We start from the raw sequence: 16,033 nt of genomic DNA, 5'->3' as shown, positions 1-16,033 counted from the left end.
TCTTGGATATACGTGCATATCCCATCCCCACCGGCACCGCACTTGAGCGATTTTCTCAAAAGCCCGGGCACTACACTGATTGCTTTGCCACTGAAATGAAGGCCAAGGTGACGCTTGCCGAATTTGTAGGGACATTTTACACAACACCGCTTTTCAAGGCTGAACGGCTGGTGCTGCGGTGCGTCGGCATACGCTCTAGCGATCACGATGCAAGGCAATTGGCTGAAGGTGCGAGTGAGCATTTTGCCGCCTGGCAGATGACGGTGCGAACCGAAACGGAATTGCTGATGAAGGCGATTGGACGGACCTCGTCCTGGTTCGGGATTGAACATGTCGGGGATACGACAGCCCCAGAAACAAGGCTGCTGTTCGGGTCTGTAGTGGCGCCGAAGCCGTCTGCGGGTCAGGGTATTCCCCAAATGGGACCGCTGTTTTCGGGTCTCCTCGGAGCGCACCGCACTTATTCGAAACTACTGCTGATGTCGGCGCGGCGGCGGATCAACGGGTAAAGGGGGTGGTCGACAAGGTCGCCACATAGGACGCATATTTGGTCGGTTCCAACCCGCAGCCGGTCAGCATGGCCGCGGACGCAATGTTATCCGCTGCAGCAAAACCCATGACGCGACGTGCGCCAAATTGATCCAGGGCGATGCGGATCAGTTCCGACGTGATCTGGCGGCCCAGACCTTTGCCACGCTCATTTTCGTCACAGGCGATCAGGCCAGCCCAGGCGCAATCATGCAGCGGAGAGTGCTCATTCTGTAGCATTCCCACGAAACCGGCGGCCACAATTGCATCGGTCCGGTTTCGGATCACGGCAGAGCACGCTTGGCAATTTTGACCCGCCAGAACGGCGCCGGAAAGCGGAGCAATGCCCTGATCAGCCAGAAACGCCTGCAATTCGGGTATCGACTTATCCGTGGCGATTTCCAGCGATAACCCGGGCGCGAGAGGTCGTTCACGGCCGATGTTGATCTGGCTGCACAGGTTGTCGGCGTTATTGCAGTATCCCTGCCACCCGTGGAGCGACGCGCCTAGATCCATGACTTTCTGACTGATGCGTTCCAGCCCCGTCTGATCGACCCAACGAAAGGAAAAAACACCGTCTTCTACCAGGTGCTTGTGGATCACGTCCCAGCCCAGCCTGTCCGGGTCATCCGTGCCCAGTACCCGGCCTGTCAGGCAGGCGCCGGGCGTACGCATGATCCAGGGTGTCAGGCGGTCAGATTTTTTCTGCAGCCGTTGCTGTGCTTCTGTTCCAAAATAGCTGCTCACATGGTTCCTCCGATTGCGCGCAGCCGGAAACCTAACAGATAGAATCCTTGAAGTCTTTTGGCAGCAGGCGTAGATCATCCTCATGACACGGATTTTTGACATGGATGATCGCGCGCGCCTGCCCTGGCGGTTTTTCGGTGCGACGATGACTGTGCTTGCCGCCCTATAGGGTATCGCCACCCTGTCGATCTTGAAAATTACCTAACATATGGGAGAGGGCTGATGTCCCCCAAAACACTCTATGATAAAATCTGGGATGCCCATCTGGCGCATGAAGCCGAGGATGGCACCTGCCTGTTGTATATCGACCGCCATCTGGTGCACGAGGTCACCAGCCCGCAGGCCTTTGAAGGGCTGCGTATGGCAGGGCGCACCGTGCGCGCTCCGGAAAAGACCATCGCCGTGCCGGATCACAACGTGCCGACCACGCTGGACCGCGCCAAGGGTATCGACAACGAGGAAAGCCGTATCCAGGTCGAAGCGTTGGACAAGAACGCCAAGGAGTTCGGCATTCACTATTACCCGGTTTCGGACGTGCGTCAGGGCATCGTGCATATCGTCGGGCCGGAACAGGGCTGGACTTTGCCGGGTATGACCGTGGTCTGCGGTGACAGCCATACCGCGACGCATGGCGCATTTGGCGCTTTAGCGCATGGTATCGGCACATCCGAGGTCGAACATGTTCTGGCCACGCAGACGTTGATTCAGCAGAAATCCAAGAACATGAAGGTCGAGGTCACCGGCAAGCTGAAACCGGGCGTCACCGCAAAGGATATCACGCTGGCCGTGATTGGCGAGACCGGCACCGCCGGCGGCACGGGTTACGTGATCGAATATTGCGGCGAAGCCATTCGCGATCTTTCGATGGAAGGCCGCATGACCGTTTGCAACATGGCGATCGAAGGCGGTGCCCGCGCTGGCCTGATCGCACCGGACGAGACCACCTATGCCTATGTCAAAGGCCGTCCGCACGCCCCCACGGGCGAACAATGGGATGCCGCGCTGGCCTGGTGGAAAACTCTCTACACCGACGAAGATGCGCATTTCGACAAGATCGTGACCCTGAAGGGCGAAGACATCCAGCCGGTTGTGACCTGGGGCACCTCGCCGGAAGACGTGCTGCCTATCACCGCCACCGTGCCGCATCCCGAAGACTTCGAGGGCGGCAAGGTCGAGGCCGCGCGCCGCTCGCTTGAATACATGGGTCTGAAAGCTGGTCAGAAGCTGACCGATATCGAGATCGACACCGTCTTCATCGGGTCGTGCACCAACGGGCGCATCGAAGACCTGCGCGCCGTCGCCGAGGTGGTCAAGGGCAAGAAGATCAAGGACGGCATGCGCGCGATGATCGTACCGGGTTCGGGTCTGGTGCGGGCGCAGGCCGAAGAAGAGGGGCTGGCGGAAATCTTCAAGGCGTCAGGCTTTGAGTGGCGTCTGGCGGGCTGTTCGATGTGTCTGGCGATGAACCCCGATCAACTGTCGGAGGGTGAACGCTGTGCGGCCACGTCGAACCGTAATTTCGAAGGTCGTCAGGGTTACAAGGGTCGCACCCACCTGGTGTCCCCGGCCATGGCGGCGGCTGCCGCGCTCACCGGCCGGCTGACCGATATCCGCGAATTGATGTAAGGAGCGAGACCGATGGAAAAGTTTGAAAAACTCACGGGCATTGCCGCGCCGATGCCGCTCGTCAACATCGATACGGATATGATCATCCCCAAGGTGTTTCTGAAATCGATTCAGCGCACCGGCTTTGGCGTGAACCTGTTTGATGAGATGCGCTATAATCGCGACGGCTCGGAAATCGAGGATTTTGTGCTGAACAAGCCGCAATATCGCAATGCAGAAATTCTGGTGGCTGGTGACAATTTCGGCTGTGGTTCGAGCCGGGAACATGCGCCCTGGGCGATCAAGGATTTCGGTATCCGCTGCGTCATCTCGACCAGCTTTGCCGATATTTTCTTCAACAACTGTTTCAAGAATGGCATCCTGCCCATCGTCCTGCCACAGGAGGTCGTGGATGTGCTGATGAAAGATGCAGAGAAAGGCGCCAACGCGCGCATGGAAATCGATCTTGAGGCACAGACCATCACCACATCCGATGGTGAGGTGTTCAGCTTTGATGTTGATCCGTTCAAGAAACATTGCCTGATGGAGGGCCTTGATGATATCGGCCTGACGCTTGAGAAAAAGGCGTCCGTCGATGCGTTCGAGGCACGCGCCGCCGCAGAGCGTCCCTGGGTTTAGATAGATCTGATGGGTTTGAGCTGACGCCGTCCGCAATTTGCGGGCGGCGTTTTCAATTGTATCGGATTAACGGGATTGTCGCCGAAACTTAGACTGCGTTGGTGGCAAAATACCCAACAACCCCAATATGTTGTGCGCTTGCGTATAGAAGCCGCCTTTATGATCCTAAATTGATGCAATCTCGCACCACTAATTCCATCAATTCGCCTTAAACCTGAACTGATATTAACCATGACTTGAGCCGCAAAGTGAAAGAAGGCAAAAATTGGGCACGAATGAGGCAAGCCGCCACAATGTGCGGGATCAAGTTGGAACAAGGGCGCGGCATCGTACCGCGGTCGACCAGTTTGAAGGGAACGGACAGTGATTTCACAAGTGACGAGTGCGTTGGCGCGTGCGATGTTGGTGGCTCTGCTTGTCGCAACACCGTCGCTGTTGTTGCCGACCACGGCAGCAGACACCGCACAGATAGTGGTTGTCCTCGCCATTCTTGCGTCGTTCATGACGTTTATTGAATATTATGGCCGCTATCCCAGCATCATCGAATTCCGTTTTGCGCCACCCTTCAACCGGCTGAAATTCCTCGGGCTGGCACTGACCGTGCTTTTCCTGGCCTTGATTTGCCGCGGTAAGACCGACCCGACCGAGTTGACCAATCTGCTGACCCAACTGGGTGACGGCCTTGGTCATGCGATTGACTTTCCCTATTCTCCGGTACGCATGGTCGTGCTGATGATGCCACCCGATGCAGATGCCGAATTGATCACATCTGTGCGGACCGCAGCCGGCATCTCCTACATGGTCTCGCTGATGATGATGTTCATTTTCCTGACTTTGGTGCGTCTCTTCGGCTGGCCCGTGCGCAATGGGGCGTTCAATGTCTGGGTCAACCTGCCGCTTTTCGACCCGACCGGGGGCGGCGATGTCCTGAACCGCCTTAAGCGCGATGCAGGTCTTAACATTGTGTTAGGAAGTTTGCTGCCATTCTTGATCCCGGCAACGGTTAAGATGGCATCTGATATGGTAGACCCGATTTCAATCGCCAACCCGCAAACCCTTATTTGGACGATGACGGCATGGGCATTTCTTCCGGCAAGTATGTTGATGCGTGGCATCGCCATGAGCCGGATCGCGGATATGATCGAGGAAAAGCGCCGCCGCGCCTATGCCAAGGCCGAAGCCGACGGGTTGCAGCGCGCCTGATTGCAGGGCTGACGGCGCTCTGGTTGTCCGCCGGGGTGGTCGGCGCAGAAAAAATCCGAATAGCCACATTCAACACTGAGCTGGATCGCGACGGTCCGGGTCTCTTGCTGCGCGACATTCTGGCGGGCGATGATCCTCAGGTCGCGGCCGTGGCGCAGGTCATCGCACGGGTATCGCCCGATATTCTGGTACTGCAGCGCGTCGATTATGACTATGGTCTGCGGGCCTTGTCAGCGCTGCGGGACGTTATCGCCGACACTGGCACCGACTATCCGCATCTTTTTGCGCTGCGTCCGAATACGGGGCTGCGGACCGGGCTGGATATGGATGGCGATGGCCGCGCGGGCGAAGCACGCGATGCGCAAGGCTATGGCGACTTTGCCGGTCAGAGTGGCATGGCAGTTCTTTCCCGGTTCCCGATTGATCATTCGCAGGTTCAGGATTTCAGTGCATTGCTCTGGAGCGATCTGCCTGGCGGCATCCCACCTGAAATAAGTGGCGCGCCGTTTCCGTCTACCGAAGCCTTCGCCGTTCAGCGGCTTTCTACGGTGGGTCACTGGGTGGTGCCGGTGGTGCTCGAAAACGCGAAGCTTGATCTGATGGTGTTCCATGCCTCACCACCAGTATTTGACGGACCGGAGGATAGGAACGGCAGGCGCAACCATGACGAGTTGATGTTCTGGAAGCTGTATCTCGACGGGCAATTCGGACCGACGCCGGAGAGTGCCTTTGCACTGATCGGGGCCGCAAACCTTGACCCCAAAGACAGTGACGGACGGCGCGAGGCCATTCAGGCATTGCTTGATGATGATCGGCTACATGACCCATTGCCGATGAGGACTGGAAATGCGGAACAGGATCTGTCCCATGCAGGCGATGCGCGGCTTGATACTGCCGACTGGCCCGCTCCGGGGCCGGGGGCGTTGCGGGTGGATTATGTCCTACCATCGTCTGATCTGACGGTCACTGGTAGCGGTGTCTACTGGCCCTCAAGGGGAACAGAGGACGAAGAACTGGTGCGCCGTGCTACCCGTCACAGGCTGGTTTGGGTGGATGTGGTAATCGGCGACGATTGAACGGGTGGCCCGGCTTTCTTGACCATTCCGGGTCATCGCGCTAGGCGGTTGGCGAGACAAGTCTAGCCAAGGAAATTCTGACATGAGCCCCCATTCACTTCTTATTCTGCCCGGTGACGGGATCGGCCCCGAAGTGATGGCCGAGGTCCGCAAGGTGATCGACTGGATCGGCGCCAAGCGCGATGTCAGTTTTGATGTCAGCGAAGATCTCGTTGGTGGCGCCGCCTATGACGCCCACGGCACGCCCCTGCACGACGATACGATGGCGCGCGCACAGGAGGTTGATGCGGTGCTGTTGGGCGCAGTGGGCGGCCCAAAATACGATGATCTGGATTTCTCGGTCAAACCGGAACGCGGCCTTCTGCGCTTGCGCAAGGAGATGGACCTTTTCGCCAATCTGCGTCCGGCGCAGTGTTTCGACGCGCTGGCGGATTTCTCATCGCTTAAGAAAGACATCGTCGCAGGGCTGGATATCGTCATCGTTCGCGAACTGACCAGCGGCGTCTATTTCGGCGAACCGCGCGGCATTTTCGAAGAGGGTAACGAGCGGGTCGGGATCAACACTCAGCGTTATACTGAATCCGAGATCGACCGGATCGCCCGCGCCGCGTTTGAACTGGCGCGCAAGCGTTCGGGCAAGGTCTGCTCGATGGAAAAGGCCAATGTGATGGAATCGGGTATCCTGTGGCGCGAGGTGACGCAACACATCCACGATGCCGACTACCCTGATGTCGAGCTGAGCCACATGTATGCCGACAATGGTGCCATGCAACTGGTGCGGGCGCCCAAGCAGTTTGACGTGATCCTGACGGATAACCTCTTTGGCGATATCCTCTCTGATTGTGCCGCCATGCTGACCGGTTCTCTGGGCATGTTGCCCTCGGCCTCGCTGGGGGCGCCGATGGCCAATGGCCGCCCCCGGGCGCTTTATGAACCGGTGCACGGCTCGGCGCCGGACATCGCCGGTCAGGGCAAGGCAAACCCGATCGCCTGTATCCTTAGCTTTGCCATGGCCCTGCGCTACAGCTTTGACATGGGAGGGGATGCGGCCCGCGTGGAAGCAGCGGTTGAAAAGGTGCTGGCGGATGGTATGCGCACTGGCGATTTGCTGGGGGCCGAAGGGGGCCAAGCCAGCTTGACCTCGGAAATGGGCGACGCCATCGTCGGGGCGCTCGACGCCAGCCTATGATAACAACCAGGGCGTTTGCGCAAGGAGGGCAGGCAGATTTTCTGGCCCTTTATCGCGAGTGCCTGCAGCACTACAAAATTTCCCCGGCGACACCGGTGCAGGAAGACCGCGTTTTGGCGCTATTGGTTTCCGGGCGGCATGTGTCATGCCTGATGGCCTATGATGGCGCGCGACCGGTCGGATTTGCCACATGGAGTCTGACCCTGCCCGCAGGGGCGGGCATCGCACTATACATGAAAGAGATATTCGTGACCGGAAGGGCACGTGGCAAAGGGGTGGGCCGGGCGTTGTTGGCGGGACTTCTGACTATTGCCGAGGCAGAAGGCTGCACGCGGTTTGACTGGCAGACTGACGGGGATAATTTAGCCGCACGGACATTTTACGCCAGCATTGGCGCGCCGGGCAATGATAAGCACTCTTTTCGGATCATGGCCGAAACTTTCTCGGATTTTCGTCGGAGACTGGTATAGTTTCACTTGGCCAAACACCAAGCGGCACCTGGCTTTCAGCCTTGCATATTCGGCTAAGGGCGTTTAATCGGCTAGCGCACGGTCGGAGTGTAGCTCAGCCTGGTAGAGCACTGTCTTCGGGAGGCAGGGGCCGGAGGTTCGAATCCTCTCACTCCGACCAGATTTTCAAATAGCTGGACTAACCTTGAGCGCTGCTTGTGGGGCGAAAATCAAGGTCTTTACTCCAACTCCGTTGGATCAGTGTCTTGTGCGAATTGCTCGCGCAACCAGGTCTCAAAAAGTTCGACTTCCGGTCGTACGGCGTGCTTAGAGTTTCGCCGCATCAGATAATGCGCATCCGGAAACGGGATGGTGTGCCCGGCGGGTGCAATGCCTGACGCGATCCCGCCGCGGGTTTCAATCAGACGTGTCAGGACCGTGGCATATCCGCCGCCGCTGGCCACCAGTTGCATGGCGGAAATCGAGGTGTCCAAAAAATACTGCGGCACATCTAGCGGCATGGCGCAGCTATTGGCGCCGAAGTATCGCTCCCAATTGCCTTCATGCCCTAGAATGTGGATTAGAGGGCCGCGCTGAAGGTCAGCCACTTCTTTGATGTTGCCTTGCTGGCTTTCGGCGCAGATCGGAACGATGAATTCATTCGACAGTTTTTCGGATTGCGCATCCGTCCAATTGCCGCGGCCGAGACGCAATTCGATATCGACGCCTTCAGTATGTGTCGCTTCGGTCCAGATATGTGACACAAGGCGCAGATCAATGCCGGGGAAGGCCCGCCTGAATAACGGCAATCGCGGTGTCAGCCAGAGCGTCGCGGTCGAAATCGGCGCTTTTATGGTGATCATCCTGCTCGTCATCGGTCCGAACAGGCTTGCCGATACCAGATCGATATCCGACAACGCCTGCCGCACGGTTGTCACATAGGCCTGGCCGATTTCCGTAAGCGTCAGGTGGCGGGCACGCCTTAGAAAGAGCTTGCTGCCCACTTGTTCCTCAAGCGATCGGATATGCAGACTCACCGCGGTTTGGGTCAATCCTAGCTCGGTGCTGGCCTCAGTGAAGCTGAGATGCCGCGAAGCGGCCTCGAAACTGCGCAGCCATGTGAGATTTATTTGCCCTTTGCCTGCCATTTATCACCAAATTATTTATGTGGTAAACTGCGTTATTTATCATTTTTATTTTTAGGGCAAGTGGGCGATGTTTTTCACTAATGTCTTTACGGATTCTCGATCAGGAGCACTCGGCATGTCCGCTCTTTCAAACAGCCTGACGGGCAACCACGCAGCCAACCTTGCCGAAAAACCTTCGGTTTTGGGCGCCGGCTTTGTGGCGGATCTCGCTGACCAGCCCGTCGAAGGCGGTTTCGACCCTACCTTTGGCAACGTCACCTGGCAGACCCTGATCTCGGGCGACCTGACCACCTCAAACGGTCTGGTCCTTGGCGTTGCCAACTTTCCAGCTCACGGGATGCTGCATCCGCACCGGCATACGCCGCCAGAGTTCTATTTCTGCCTCGCCGGGTCGGGTGTGGTGACGTTGGACGGCGTTGACTATCAGGTTGGCCCAGGCTCTGCGGTCTTCATCCCATCGGATGTCGAACATGGTGTCGTCGCCGGGCCGGAAGGCTTGAAATTTGCGTATGGTTTCGGTGAGGATGCGTTTTCAACAATTGAGTATCGGTTTTCTGCCTGACCGCGGTCACTATCAGGGCTACCTCCCCTCAAAACGGAAAAGGAACATGAGATGAAAGTTGGATTCATAGGCCTCGGCAATGTCGGTGGAAAGCTGTCAGGTAGCCTGCTGCGCAATGGTATTGATCTTACCGTGCTTGATCTGAACCGGGATCTCGTCGATGCGGCGGTGGCGAAAGGTGCCAGCGCCGCCGAGAACGCTGCCGAGCTGATGCGCAATTGCGATGCGGTGATCACCTGTCTACCGTCCCCTGCCGCGTCGGATGCGGTGATGCAGGAAATGCTGCCCGAGATCAAAGAGGGTAAGATCTGGCTTGAGATGTCGACCACCGACCAGGCCGAGGCCGAACGTCTTGGAGCAATGGTTATTGCCGCAGGCGGTGCCGCCGTGGATTGCCCGGTATCGGGCGGGTGCCACCGGGCTGACACCGGCAACATTTCGATTTTCGCAGGTTGTGATCGCGCCACCTTCGACCGCATTCTGCCGCTGCTTAAGACCATGGGCCGACGTATCCTGCATACCGGTGAGCTTGGTTCGGCCTCGATGCTCAAGGTGTTGACGAACTATCTTGCCACCGTGCATCTGGTCGCCAATGCCGAGGCGCTTGTCACAGCGAAAGCTGCCGGCATGGATTTGAATACCACCTATGAGGCGATCAAGATTTCCTCGGGTAACAGCTTTTCCCATGTGACCGAAAGCCAGGTCATCCTGAACGGCTCGCGGGATATTTCATTCACCATGGATCTGGTGAAAAAGGATGTGGGCCTGTTCCAGAGCATTGCCGAGCGTAACGATGTACCGTTGGAAATCTCTCCCCTGATCTGCCAGATTTTCGACGATGGCATAGAACGCTACGGTGATCGGGAATTGTCACCCAACATCATCCGACGCCTTGAAGATGCGACCGGCCTGTCGATCCTCGCGCCGGGTTTCCCACCCGAGATGTTGGATGACGAACCCGAAGAGGCTGGATATGAAGTCATCCCTCAGGGCTCTTCCCGCGTCCAGGCGGCGGAGTGAACTAGGTGTTTTGAGCAAGGGCTTTGCGGCTGCATTTGACCTTCTGCTGCCGCTTCTACGCGCGAAGTCGCAGACATAATTCCACGTGCCCGGATGTGGGGTTTGAGCGTAGTTCGGCCACGTCGTACCGCTCGAACGAAGAACCCACACCCGGTGTTTCGCCACTTTGTGGCAACCAATCGAATGTCAGCCAGTTCCAGTATTCGGCGATCAGATAGGTTGGACAGTTTACGCTCAGAATTGCGAACCGCCCACCGGCGAGCGTTTGGACGTCAAGATTTCGTGCATGGGTGACATGCTTGTCCGTTGAGACACACATATCATAAAGGCAGTGCTCAGGTCGCGTTAGCCTTGGGCTGTTGTGGCTGACCCCGATGGCGATGCTATCCGCTGTCACAAGCCCTTGACGATGCGCGTGACCGATGACCTCCCTGAACCCATCTCCGATCCCGCTGTGACGGTTGCCATAATAATTGTAAGGGCCCTTTCTGCGCCGGAAGGCAACCTGACAAGCAGGCAGATATTCTATGCGAACACGGGTATCGAAGGCGGGACTAATTTTCTCCAGTCGAAGACCGCCCTGTGCTTGCGTGTGTTCCTGAACTTCCGGCGCTACTTTAGGCGTGGTTGGGTCGGTATTGAACAGGAAAGACCTGGGCGAAAGGCCAATGGTCCTTGAAAACGCCCGCGAGAACGCCTCAGGACTTGAAAAGCCATATTCCAAAGCTGTTTCGGTAATGGATTTACTAGCGCCGTAGTCGAAAACCAGCGCAGAGTGTTCCAGACGGGTTCGCCACAGAAATGAAACCGGAGTTTCACCCATGTGACGCCGGAAAAGGCGGCAGAAGTGAAACTTGGAGAGACAGGCGGTATCTGCGATTTCATCCAAATCCAGAGAGGCAGCCGGATCCCTTTGGATCAGACTGATCGCGCGATTCACGCCACGATGGCTGATGGAAATCGGGGCCGGTTGCATTTGGATGATGATTCAGCACTCTCGCGTTCAGGTTACCGTTCTTATAGCGTAATGAAGCGATCTGGCGAACCACTCATCGCATCGTGTAGCTATTAGCCGGAGGTGTAACTTTTACTCCGAGAGACGTGGGCGGGTTGCCACATAGGCGTCGGTGCTGCTGCTGCTACCCAATTCCACGAACAGATAGTCCTGCGCCGGACGGCTGAGCAGCGTCATGAAGAAAATCTTTTTGCCCGTGTTTTCGTTGGTTAGTTCCGGCGTGTCCGATACCCGCGTCCAGTTGATTCCGTCCGGGCTGCTCGCAAGCCCGATCGACGTCGCGGAATCGAAAGTTGCGCCACGATAAGCCATGAGCCAGCCGTCGGGTGTTTTCTGTACGTTTGGGTCAACGATCCTGAATGTATCCCATCCTGCCTGATCCGTCGTAACAGTGAATACAGGGTCACTTACATCGTACAGCGTGTCCTTTGTTGCAGGATTATCGTGTTTCTTCCAAGTCATGCCATCAGCAGAGGTCGCCATTCCGATATTTGCGCGCTTTTCGCTGAACGCCCCGTTCTGAATGTTGCCAAATCCGGTGTAGTACATCGCATATCCGCCGTCGTGCCGCACGACGCTGGCATCACCTACTGCTAGGCCGTCCCACGCGCCTTCAGGCCCCGGTATCAACACTGGCTCGGGATCAACTGTCCAAGGGCCTTTTGGCCCAGGCGCGGTTGCACGGGCAACCTGCCCGTAAAACGACTCTCCGGGCGCGACGGAGGTAAAGTAGAGCACCCAAGTGCCATCTTCAGTGACCAGGGCGCTGCTGGCTATGATGGATGTCGCTGATAGGCTGCCTGTCTGGTCAGGTGACAGGACCGGTGCCTCAGACTGTCGAACCCATGCGTGACCGTCGCTGGATTTGGCATAGCCAATCGCCAGGGGGTGCGGCCACCGGGGGATCGCAACATAGAGCATGTGAAAAGCATTCTCATGAAATACGACCGTTCCGGGATCAAGATATGTGCTGTCCCAACTTCCGCTGCTGGCCCTACCAAGCGCCGGTTTTTCGCCATGCACCGAAAACCCGGGTTCCTGCGCGCTTGCAATGTGAGCCAAACAAGCGATTAGCAGCCCCAATGCCGCTTGTTTGAAAAATCTTGTTCCCAGAATGAGACGCTTGCTCGTAGTACCAATATCCATCGTGCGATTCCTGTACCTAAATCTGTTCGCGGTACTTTGTGTCAAAGACGCCGATAGTACTTGATCGAAATTGCTGTTTTTTAGATGACTTGCGTCATTCCGGCGATAGTAGAAACAACGCGGTTCTTCGGTTGATGCCGGCTTGCCCTTCATCACGCCACAGCCTAACAGAGTCATATGAAGATATTGTTTTTGGGCGATGTTGTGGGCCGCGCAGGCCGCAAGGCTGTGACCGAGATGTTGCCACGACTGCGCGAGGAGTGGCGGCTGGACTTCGTGGTGGTCAACGGTGAAAACGCGACCGGTGGCATGGGGTTGAGCGGGTCACACGCCAAGCTGCTGCTGGAGGCCGGGGCAGATTGCGTCACGCTGGGCGATCATGCCTTCGATCAGAAAGACATGCTGCAGTTTATCGAAAGCGAACCGCGTCTGATACGTCCGCTCAACTATGCCAAGGGCGCGCCGGGGCGCGGGCACCGGGTGTTTCAGGATCGGCGCGGCCGCAAGGTGCTTGTGACGCAGGTGCTGGGTCAGGTGTTCATGAAGCGCGCTTTCGATGATCCGTTCTCTGCTGTGGATGAAGTGCTGCGCACCCATCCTCTGGGCGGCGCAGTGCAGGCAGCGCTGGTCGATATCCATTGCGAGGCCACCAGTGAGAAGATGGGTATGGGGCATTATTGCGACGGTCGCGCCAGTGTGGTCGTGGGCACCCATACCCATGTGCCTACGAGTGATGCGCAGATCCTGCCCGGCGGCACCGCGTTCCAGTCTGATGCCGGCATGTGCGGCGATTACCTGAGCGTCATCGGCATGGACAAGGCCGAGCCGATGCGCCGCTTCGTCACCGGCATGCCCAAGGCGCGGTTTACACCCGCTTTGGGCGACGCGACGCTGTCGGGGCTGTATGTCGAGACCGATGACAAGACCGGGCAGGCCACGGCGGTGCATATGGTTCGTCAGGGCGGCAGGCTGGCGCAGGCGGGGCCGTGAACGCCTCGCTCTACGGGTTTCTCGTGCTGATGGGCGCGGGCTGGGGGCTGTCGGTGCCGCTGTCGAAGATCGCCGTCAGCACCGGGCACCAGCCTTTCGGGCTGATCTTCTGGCAGCTCTTCATCGTTGTGGTCGTGCTAGGCGCGATCTGCGCCTGGCGTGGCAAACGCGTGGAACTGGGCCGCCGCTATTGGCGTTTACTGATCATGGTGGCCCTGACCGGCGCGGTATTGCCGGATATCTTCTTCTACCTTTCCGCCGCCCGCCTGCCTGGCGGGGTGATGTCGATCATCATTTCGAGCGTGCCGATGTTTTCACTGCCCATCGCGCTGGCTATGGGCAACGAGGATTTTACCTGGCGGCGTCTGGCGGGGCTATTGGTGGGGCTGACAGGCATCGTGCTGCTGATCGGCCCCGATGCCAGCCTGCCCGAGCGCGCCATGGCAGCCTTTGTGCCGCTCGCGCTGCTGGCGCCGATGCTTTACGCGACCGAGGGCAATCTGGTGGCGAAATGGGGCACGCAGGGGCTTGATTCCGTGCAGGTGATCCTGGGGGCGTCGATCCTGGGGATGGTGCTGTCCCTGCCGCTGGCGCTGATCAGCGGGCAGTGGATCAACCCGCTGGCAGGGTTTGGCGTGCCCGAGGCCGCGTTGGTCGGTGCCGCGGCGCTGCACGCCGTCGTCTATGCGGCCTATGTCTGGATGGTGGGGAGGGCCGGATCGGTCTTCACGGCGCAGACCAGCTATCTGGTGACTGGATTCGGCGTGCTGTGGTCGATCTTGCTGTTGCAGGAGAGCTATTCGACCTTTGTTTGGGCCGCGCTGGCGCTGATGCTCGCGGGCATGTTTCTTGTTCAGCCCCGGCGCGCTATCCTGCTTGCTCCCGGCGCGGTCATCGGGGAAGGTGACGGGAATTCTTGAAGGACGGACAGGTTTGATCCAGTTTCTCGATATGTCGCAGACCGCGCAGGGCCTTCTGGCACTGGGTGTCGTGGGCTTGATGTTCGTTCTGTTCGTGCGCGAATCCTATCCGACTGAGGTTGTGGCCATCACCGGGGCGGCGCTGCTGCTGGCGATGGGGCTTTTGCCTTACGACTCAGCCTTGGCAGTTTTGTCGAACCCGGCCCCCTGGACCATTGCCGCGATGTTCATCGTGATGGGCGCACTGGTGCGGACCGGGGCACTCGATGCCTTCACTTCGGTCGCCGACCGACAGGCGCGGGTGAACCCGAAAATGGCAATCCTGATGCTGATGATCTTTGTCGTCGTTTCGTCGGCCTTCGTATCCAACACGCCGGTAGTGGTGGTGATGATCCCGGTTTTCGTGCAGTTGGCGCGATCCCTCGGCATTCCGGCATCCAAGCTTCTGATTCCGCTCAGCTATGCGGCGATCCTCGGCGGAACGCTGACGCTGATCGGCACCTCCACCAACCTGCTGGTCGATGGTGTCGCCCGCGCCCAAGGCCTGGAGGCGTTTTCGATTTTCGAGGTCACACCCCTTGGCATCGCGCTCGTCGCCTGGGGTGCGATTTATCTACGCTTTATCGGACCCTTCCTGCTGCCCGCGCGGGACAGTATGGCAGATATGCTTTCGGACAGATCCAAGATGAAGTTCTTTACCGAGGCCGTGGTCCCGCCCGACTCGAACCTCGTCGGACGTGAAGTCACCGGCGTACAGCTTTTCAAACGCGAGGGGGTGCGCCTGATTGACGTGATCCGTGGCGACCTTTCGCTGCGCCGCAACCTCAAAGGAGTCGAATTGCAGGTGGGTGACCGTGTGGTTCTGCGCACCCAGATGACCGAGCTTCTAAGCCTGCAGAGGGACAAGAGCCTGAAGCGGGTTGATCAGGTTTCGGCGGTTGAAACAACCACGGTCGAGGTGCTGATCACACCCGGTTGCAAGATGGTCGGCCGCTCGCTTGGGGCGCTGCGTCTGCGGCGTCGCTTTGGTGTCTATCCGCTCGCTGTGCATCGGCGGAACCAGAATATCGGCCGGCAACTCGATGATCTGATCGTGCGGGTTGGCGACACGTTGCTGCTTGAAGGGTCGCCCGAGGATATCCAGCGCCTGTCGCGTGAAATGGATCTGGTCGATGTTTCGCACCCTTCCGCGCGTGCCTATCGCCGGAGCCATGCGCCCATTGCTATCGCCGCCCTCGTAGGGATTGTGGCACTGGCCGCCCTTGGTGTGGCACCGATCTTTTTCCTGGCGATTCTGGCGGTGGCGGTCATTTTCCTGACCCGCTGCATCGACGCGGATGAGGCGTTTTCCTTTGTGGATGGCCGTCTCCTCGCGCTGATCTTTTCCATGTTGGCCGTCGGCGCGGCGCTTGAGGCATCGGGCGCGGTCAAACTGATTGTCGAGGTGATCGCGCCGGCGCTGTCGATGCTGCCGGGGGTGATGATCATCTGGGCGATCTACCTTCTGACCTCGATCCTGACGGAACTGGTTTCAAACAACGCCGTCGCCGTCGTCGTCACGCCCATCGCCATCGGGCTGGCTGATGCGATGGGCATCGACGCGCGGCCCTTGGTGGTGGCGGTGATGGTGGCCGCCAGCGCCAGTTTCGCCACGCCCATTGGCTATCAGACCAACACTCTGGTCTACGGGCCCGGCGGTTATCGCTTTACCGATTTCATGCGCGTGGGCATCCCGCTGAACCTGAGCGTCGGGATGCTGGCCAGTTTTCTCATCCCGATGATCTGGCCGCTTTGAC

16 protein-coding genes and 1 tRNA gene are annotated in these 16,033 nt (G+C 58.3%); 13 read left to right on the top strand and 4 right to left on the bottom strand.

From position 1 onward, the window contains the following. Positions 1-2 precede the first annotated feature (2 nt). The gene (locus tag LC334_RS15835; RefSeq protein WP_139836457.1) at positions 3-509 is read left to right on the top strand and encodes a hypothetical protein; all 507 of its coding nucleotides are present in this window, start codon (positions 3-5) and stop codon (positions 507-509) included. On the opposite strand, the gene LC334_RS15830 is transcribed toward LC334_RS15835, so the two are convergent. Beyond that, on the bottom strand, positions 499-1,275 hold the full coding sequence (locus LC334_RS15830; protein WP_176237726.1) for a GNAT family N-acetyltransferase: 777 nt from the start codon (positions 1,273-1,275) through the stop codon (positions 499-501). The genes LC334_RS15835 and LC334_RS15830 overlap by 11 nt on opposite strands. Before the next feature lie 222 nt (positions 1,276-1,497). Between LC334_RS15830 and leuC the strand changes: the two genes are divergently transcribed. The 7 genes from leuC (at position 1,498) to LC334_RS15795 (ending at position 7,617) form a co-directional block, all read left to right on the top strand. Continuing rightward, a complete protein-coding gene (gene leuC, locus LC334_RS15825) occupies positions 1,498-2,901 on the top strand; it encodes a 3-isopropylmalate dehydratase large subunit (RefSeq protein WP_085801404.1) in 1,404 nt (467 codons plus the stop codon). A 12-nt stretch (positions 2,902-2,913) separates the two neighbouring features. Then, entirely contained in the window at positions 2,914-3,519 is a 606-nt protein-coding gene (gene leuD, locus LC334_RS15820; protein WP_085801403.1) for a 3-isopropylmalate dehydratase small subunit, read from the top strand. 363 nt (positions 3,520-3,882) lie between these two features. Next, positions 3,883-4,722 carry a hypothetical protein gene (locus LC334_RS15815; protein ID WP_223413031.1) on the top strand — a complete coding sequence of 280 codons (840 nt, stop codon included), beginning with the start codon at positions 3,883-3,885 and terminating at the stop codon, positions 4,720-4,722. A gap of 35 nt (positions 4,723-4,757) precedes the next feature. Further along, on the top strand, positions 4,758-5,798 hold the full coding sequence (locus LC334_RS15810) for an endonuclease/exonuclease/phosphatase family protein (protein ID WP_223413035.1): 1,041 nt from the start codon (positions 4,758-4,760) through the stop codon (positions 5,796-5,798). 82 nt (positions 5,799-5,880) lie between these two features. Continuing rightward, entirely contained in the window at positions 5,881-6,987 is a 1,107-nt protein-coding gene (leuB, locus tag LC334_RS15805) for a 3-isopropylmalate dehydrogenase (protein ID WP_085801401.1), read from the top strand. Further along, on the top strand, positions 6,984-7,457 hold the full coding sequence (locus LC334_RS15800; RefSeq protein ID WP_085801400.1) for a GNAT family N-acetyltransferase: 474 nt from the start codon (positions 6,984-6,986) through the stop codon (positions 7,455-7,457). Before leuB ends, LC334_RS15800 begins: the two co-directional genes overlap by 4 nt. Positions 7,458-7,540: 83 nt before the next feature. Next, positions 7,541-7,617: transfer RNA gene (locus LC334_RS15795), tRNA-Pro, on the top strand. 58 nt (positions 7,618-7,675) lie between these two features. Here the strand turns inward: LC334_RS15795 and LC334_RS15790 are convergent. Continuing rightward, complete coding sequence (locus LC334_RS15790) at positions 7,676-8,584, bottom strand: LysR family transcriptional regulator (protein WP_085801399.1); 909 nt, start codon at positions 8,582-8,584, stop codon at positions 7,676-7,678. A gap of 115 nt (positions 8,585-8,699) precedes the next feature. Here LC334_RS15790 and LC334_RS15785 point away from each other — a divergent pair, with 115 nt between their 5' ends. After that, a complete protein-coding gene (locus LC334_RS15785) occupies positions 8,700-9,146 on the top strand; it encodes a cupin domain-containing protein (RefSeq protein WP_085801398.1) in 447 nt (148 codons plus the stop codon). Between the two features lie 51 nt (positions 9,147-9,197). Next, positions 9,198-10,166, top strand: coding sequence for an NAD(P)-dependent oxidoreductase (locus LC334_RS15780; protein ID WP_085801397.1), 969 nt, complete (start codon positions 9,198-9,200; stop codon positions 10,164-10,166). 55 nt (positions 10,167-10,221) lie between these two features. Here LC334_RS15780 and LC334_RS15775 read toward each other — a convergent pair whose 3' ends face one another. Together LC334_RS15775 and LC334_RS15770 are read right to left on the bottom strand one after the other, a co-directional pair. Further along, entirely contained in the window at positions 10,222-11,142 is a 921-nt protein-coding gene (locus LC334_RS15775; protein WP_085801396.1) for an AraC family transcriptional regulator, read from the bottom strand. Between the two features lie 111 nt (positions 11,143-11,253). Beyond that, the gene (locus LC334_RS15770; protein WP_139836456.1) at positions 11,254-12,480 is read right to left on the bottom strand and encodes a glycoside hydrolase family protein; all 1,227 of its coding nucleotides are present in this window, start codon (positions 12,478-12,480) and stop codon (positions 11,254-11,256) included. Between the two features lie 24 nt (positions 12,481-12,504). Between LC334_RS15770 and LC334_RS15765 the strand changes: the two genes are divergently transcribed. Genes LC334_RS15765 through LC334_RS15755 form a run of 3 tightly spaced genes read left to right on the top strand, consistent with a single transcriptional unit; the run spans position 12,505 to position 16,032 of the window. Next, a complete protein-coding gene (locus LC334_RS15765; protein ID WP_085801394.1) occupies positions 12,505-13,317 on the top strand; it encodes a TIGR00282 family metallophosphoesterase in 813 nt (270 codons plus the stop codon). Then, positions 13,314-14,237, top strand: coding sequence for a DMT family transporter (locus LC334_RS15760; protein WP_223413030.1), 924 nt, complete (start codon positions 13,314-13,316; stop codon positions 14,235-14,237). Before LC334_RS15765 ends, LC334_RS15760 begins: the two co-directional genes overlap by 4 nt. A 31-nt stretch (positions 14,238-14,268) precedes the next feature. Then, positions 14,269-16,032 (top strand): SLC13 family permease, encoded by a 1,764-nt coding sequence (locus tag LC334_RS15755; RefSeq protein ID WP_176237730.1) that lies wholly within the window; start codon positions 14,269-14,271, stop codon positions 16,030-16,032. Position 16,033: the final 1 nt, after the last annotated feature.

This window comes from Roseovarius aestuarii (assembly GCF_019966515.1).
Taxonomy (GTDB): domain Bacteria; phylum Pseudomonadota; class Alphaproteobacteria; order Rhodobacterales; family Rhodobacteraceae; genus Roseovarius; species Roseovarius aestuarii.
Note: the sequence above shows the minus strand (reverse complement) of the source record. Positions and strands in the feature narration are given on the sequence as shown.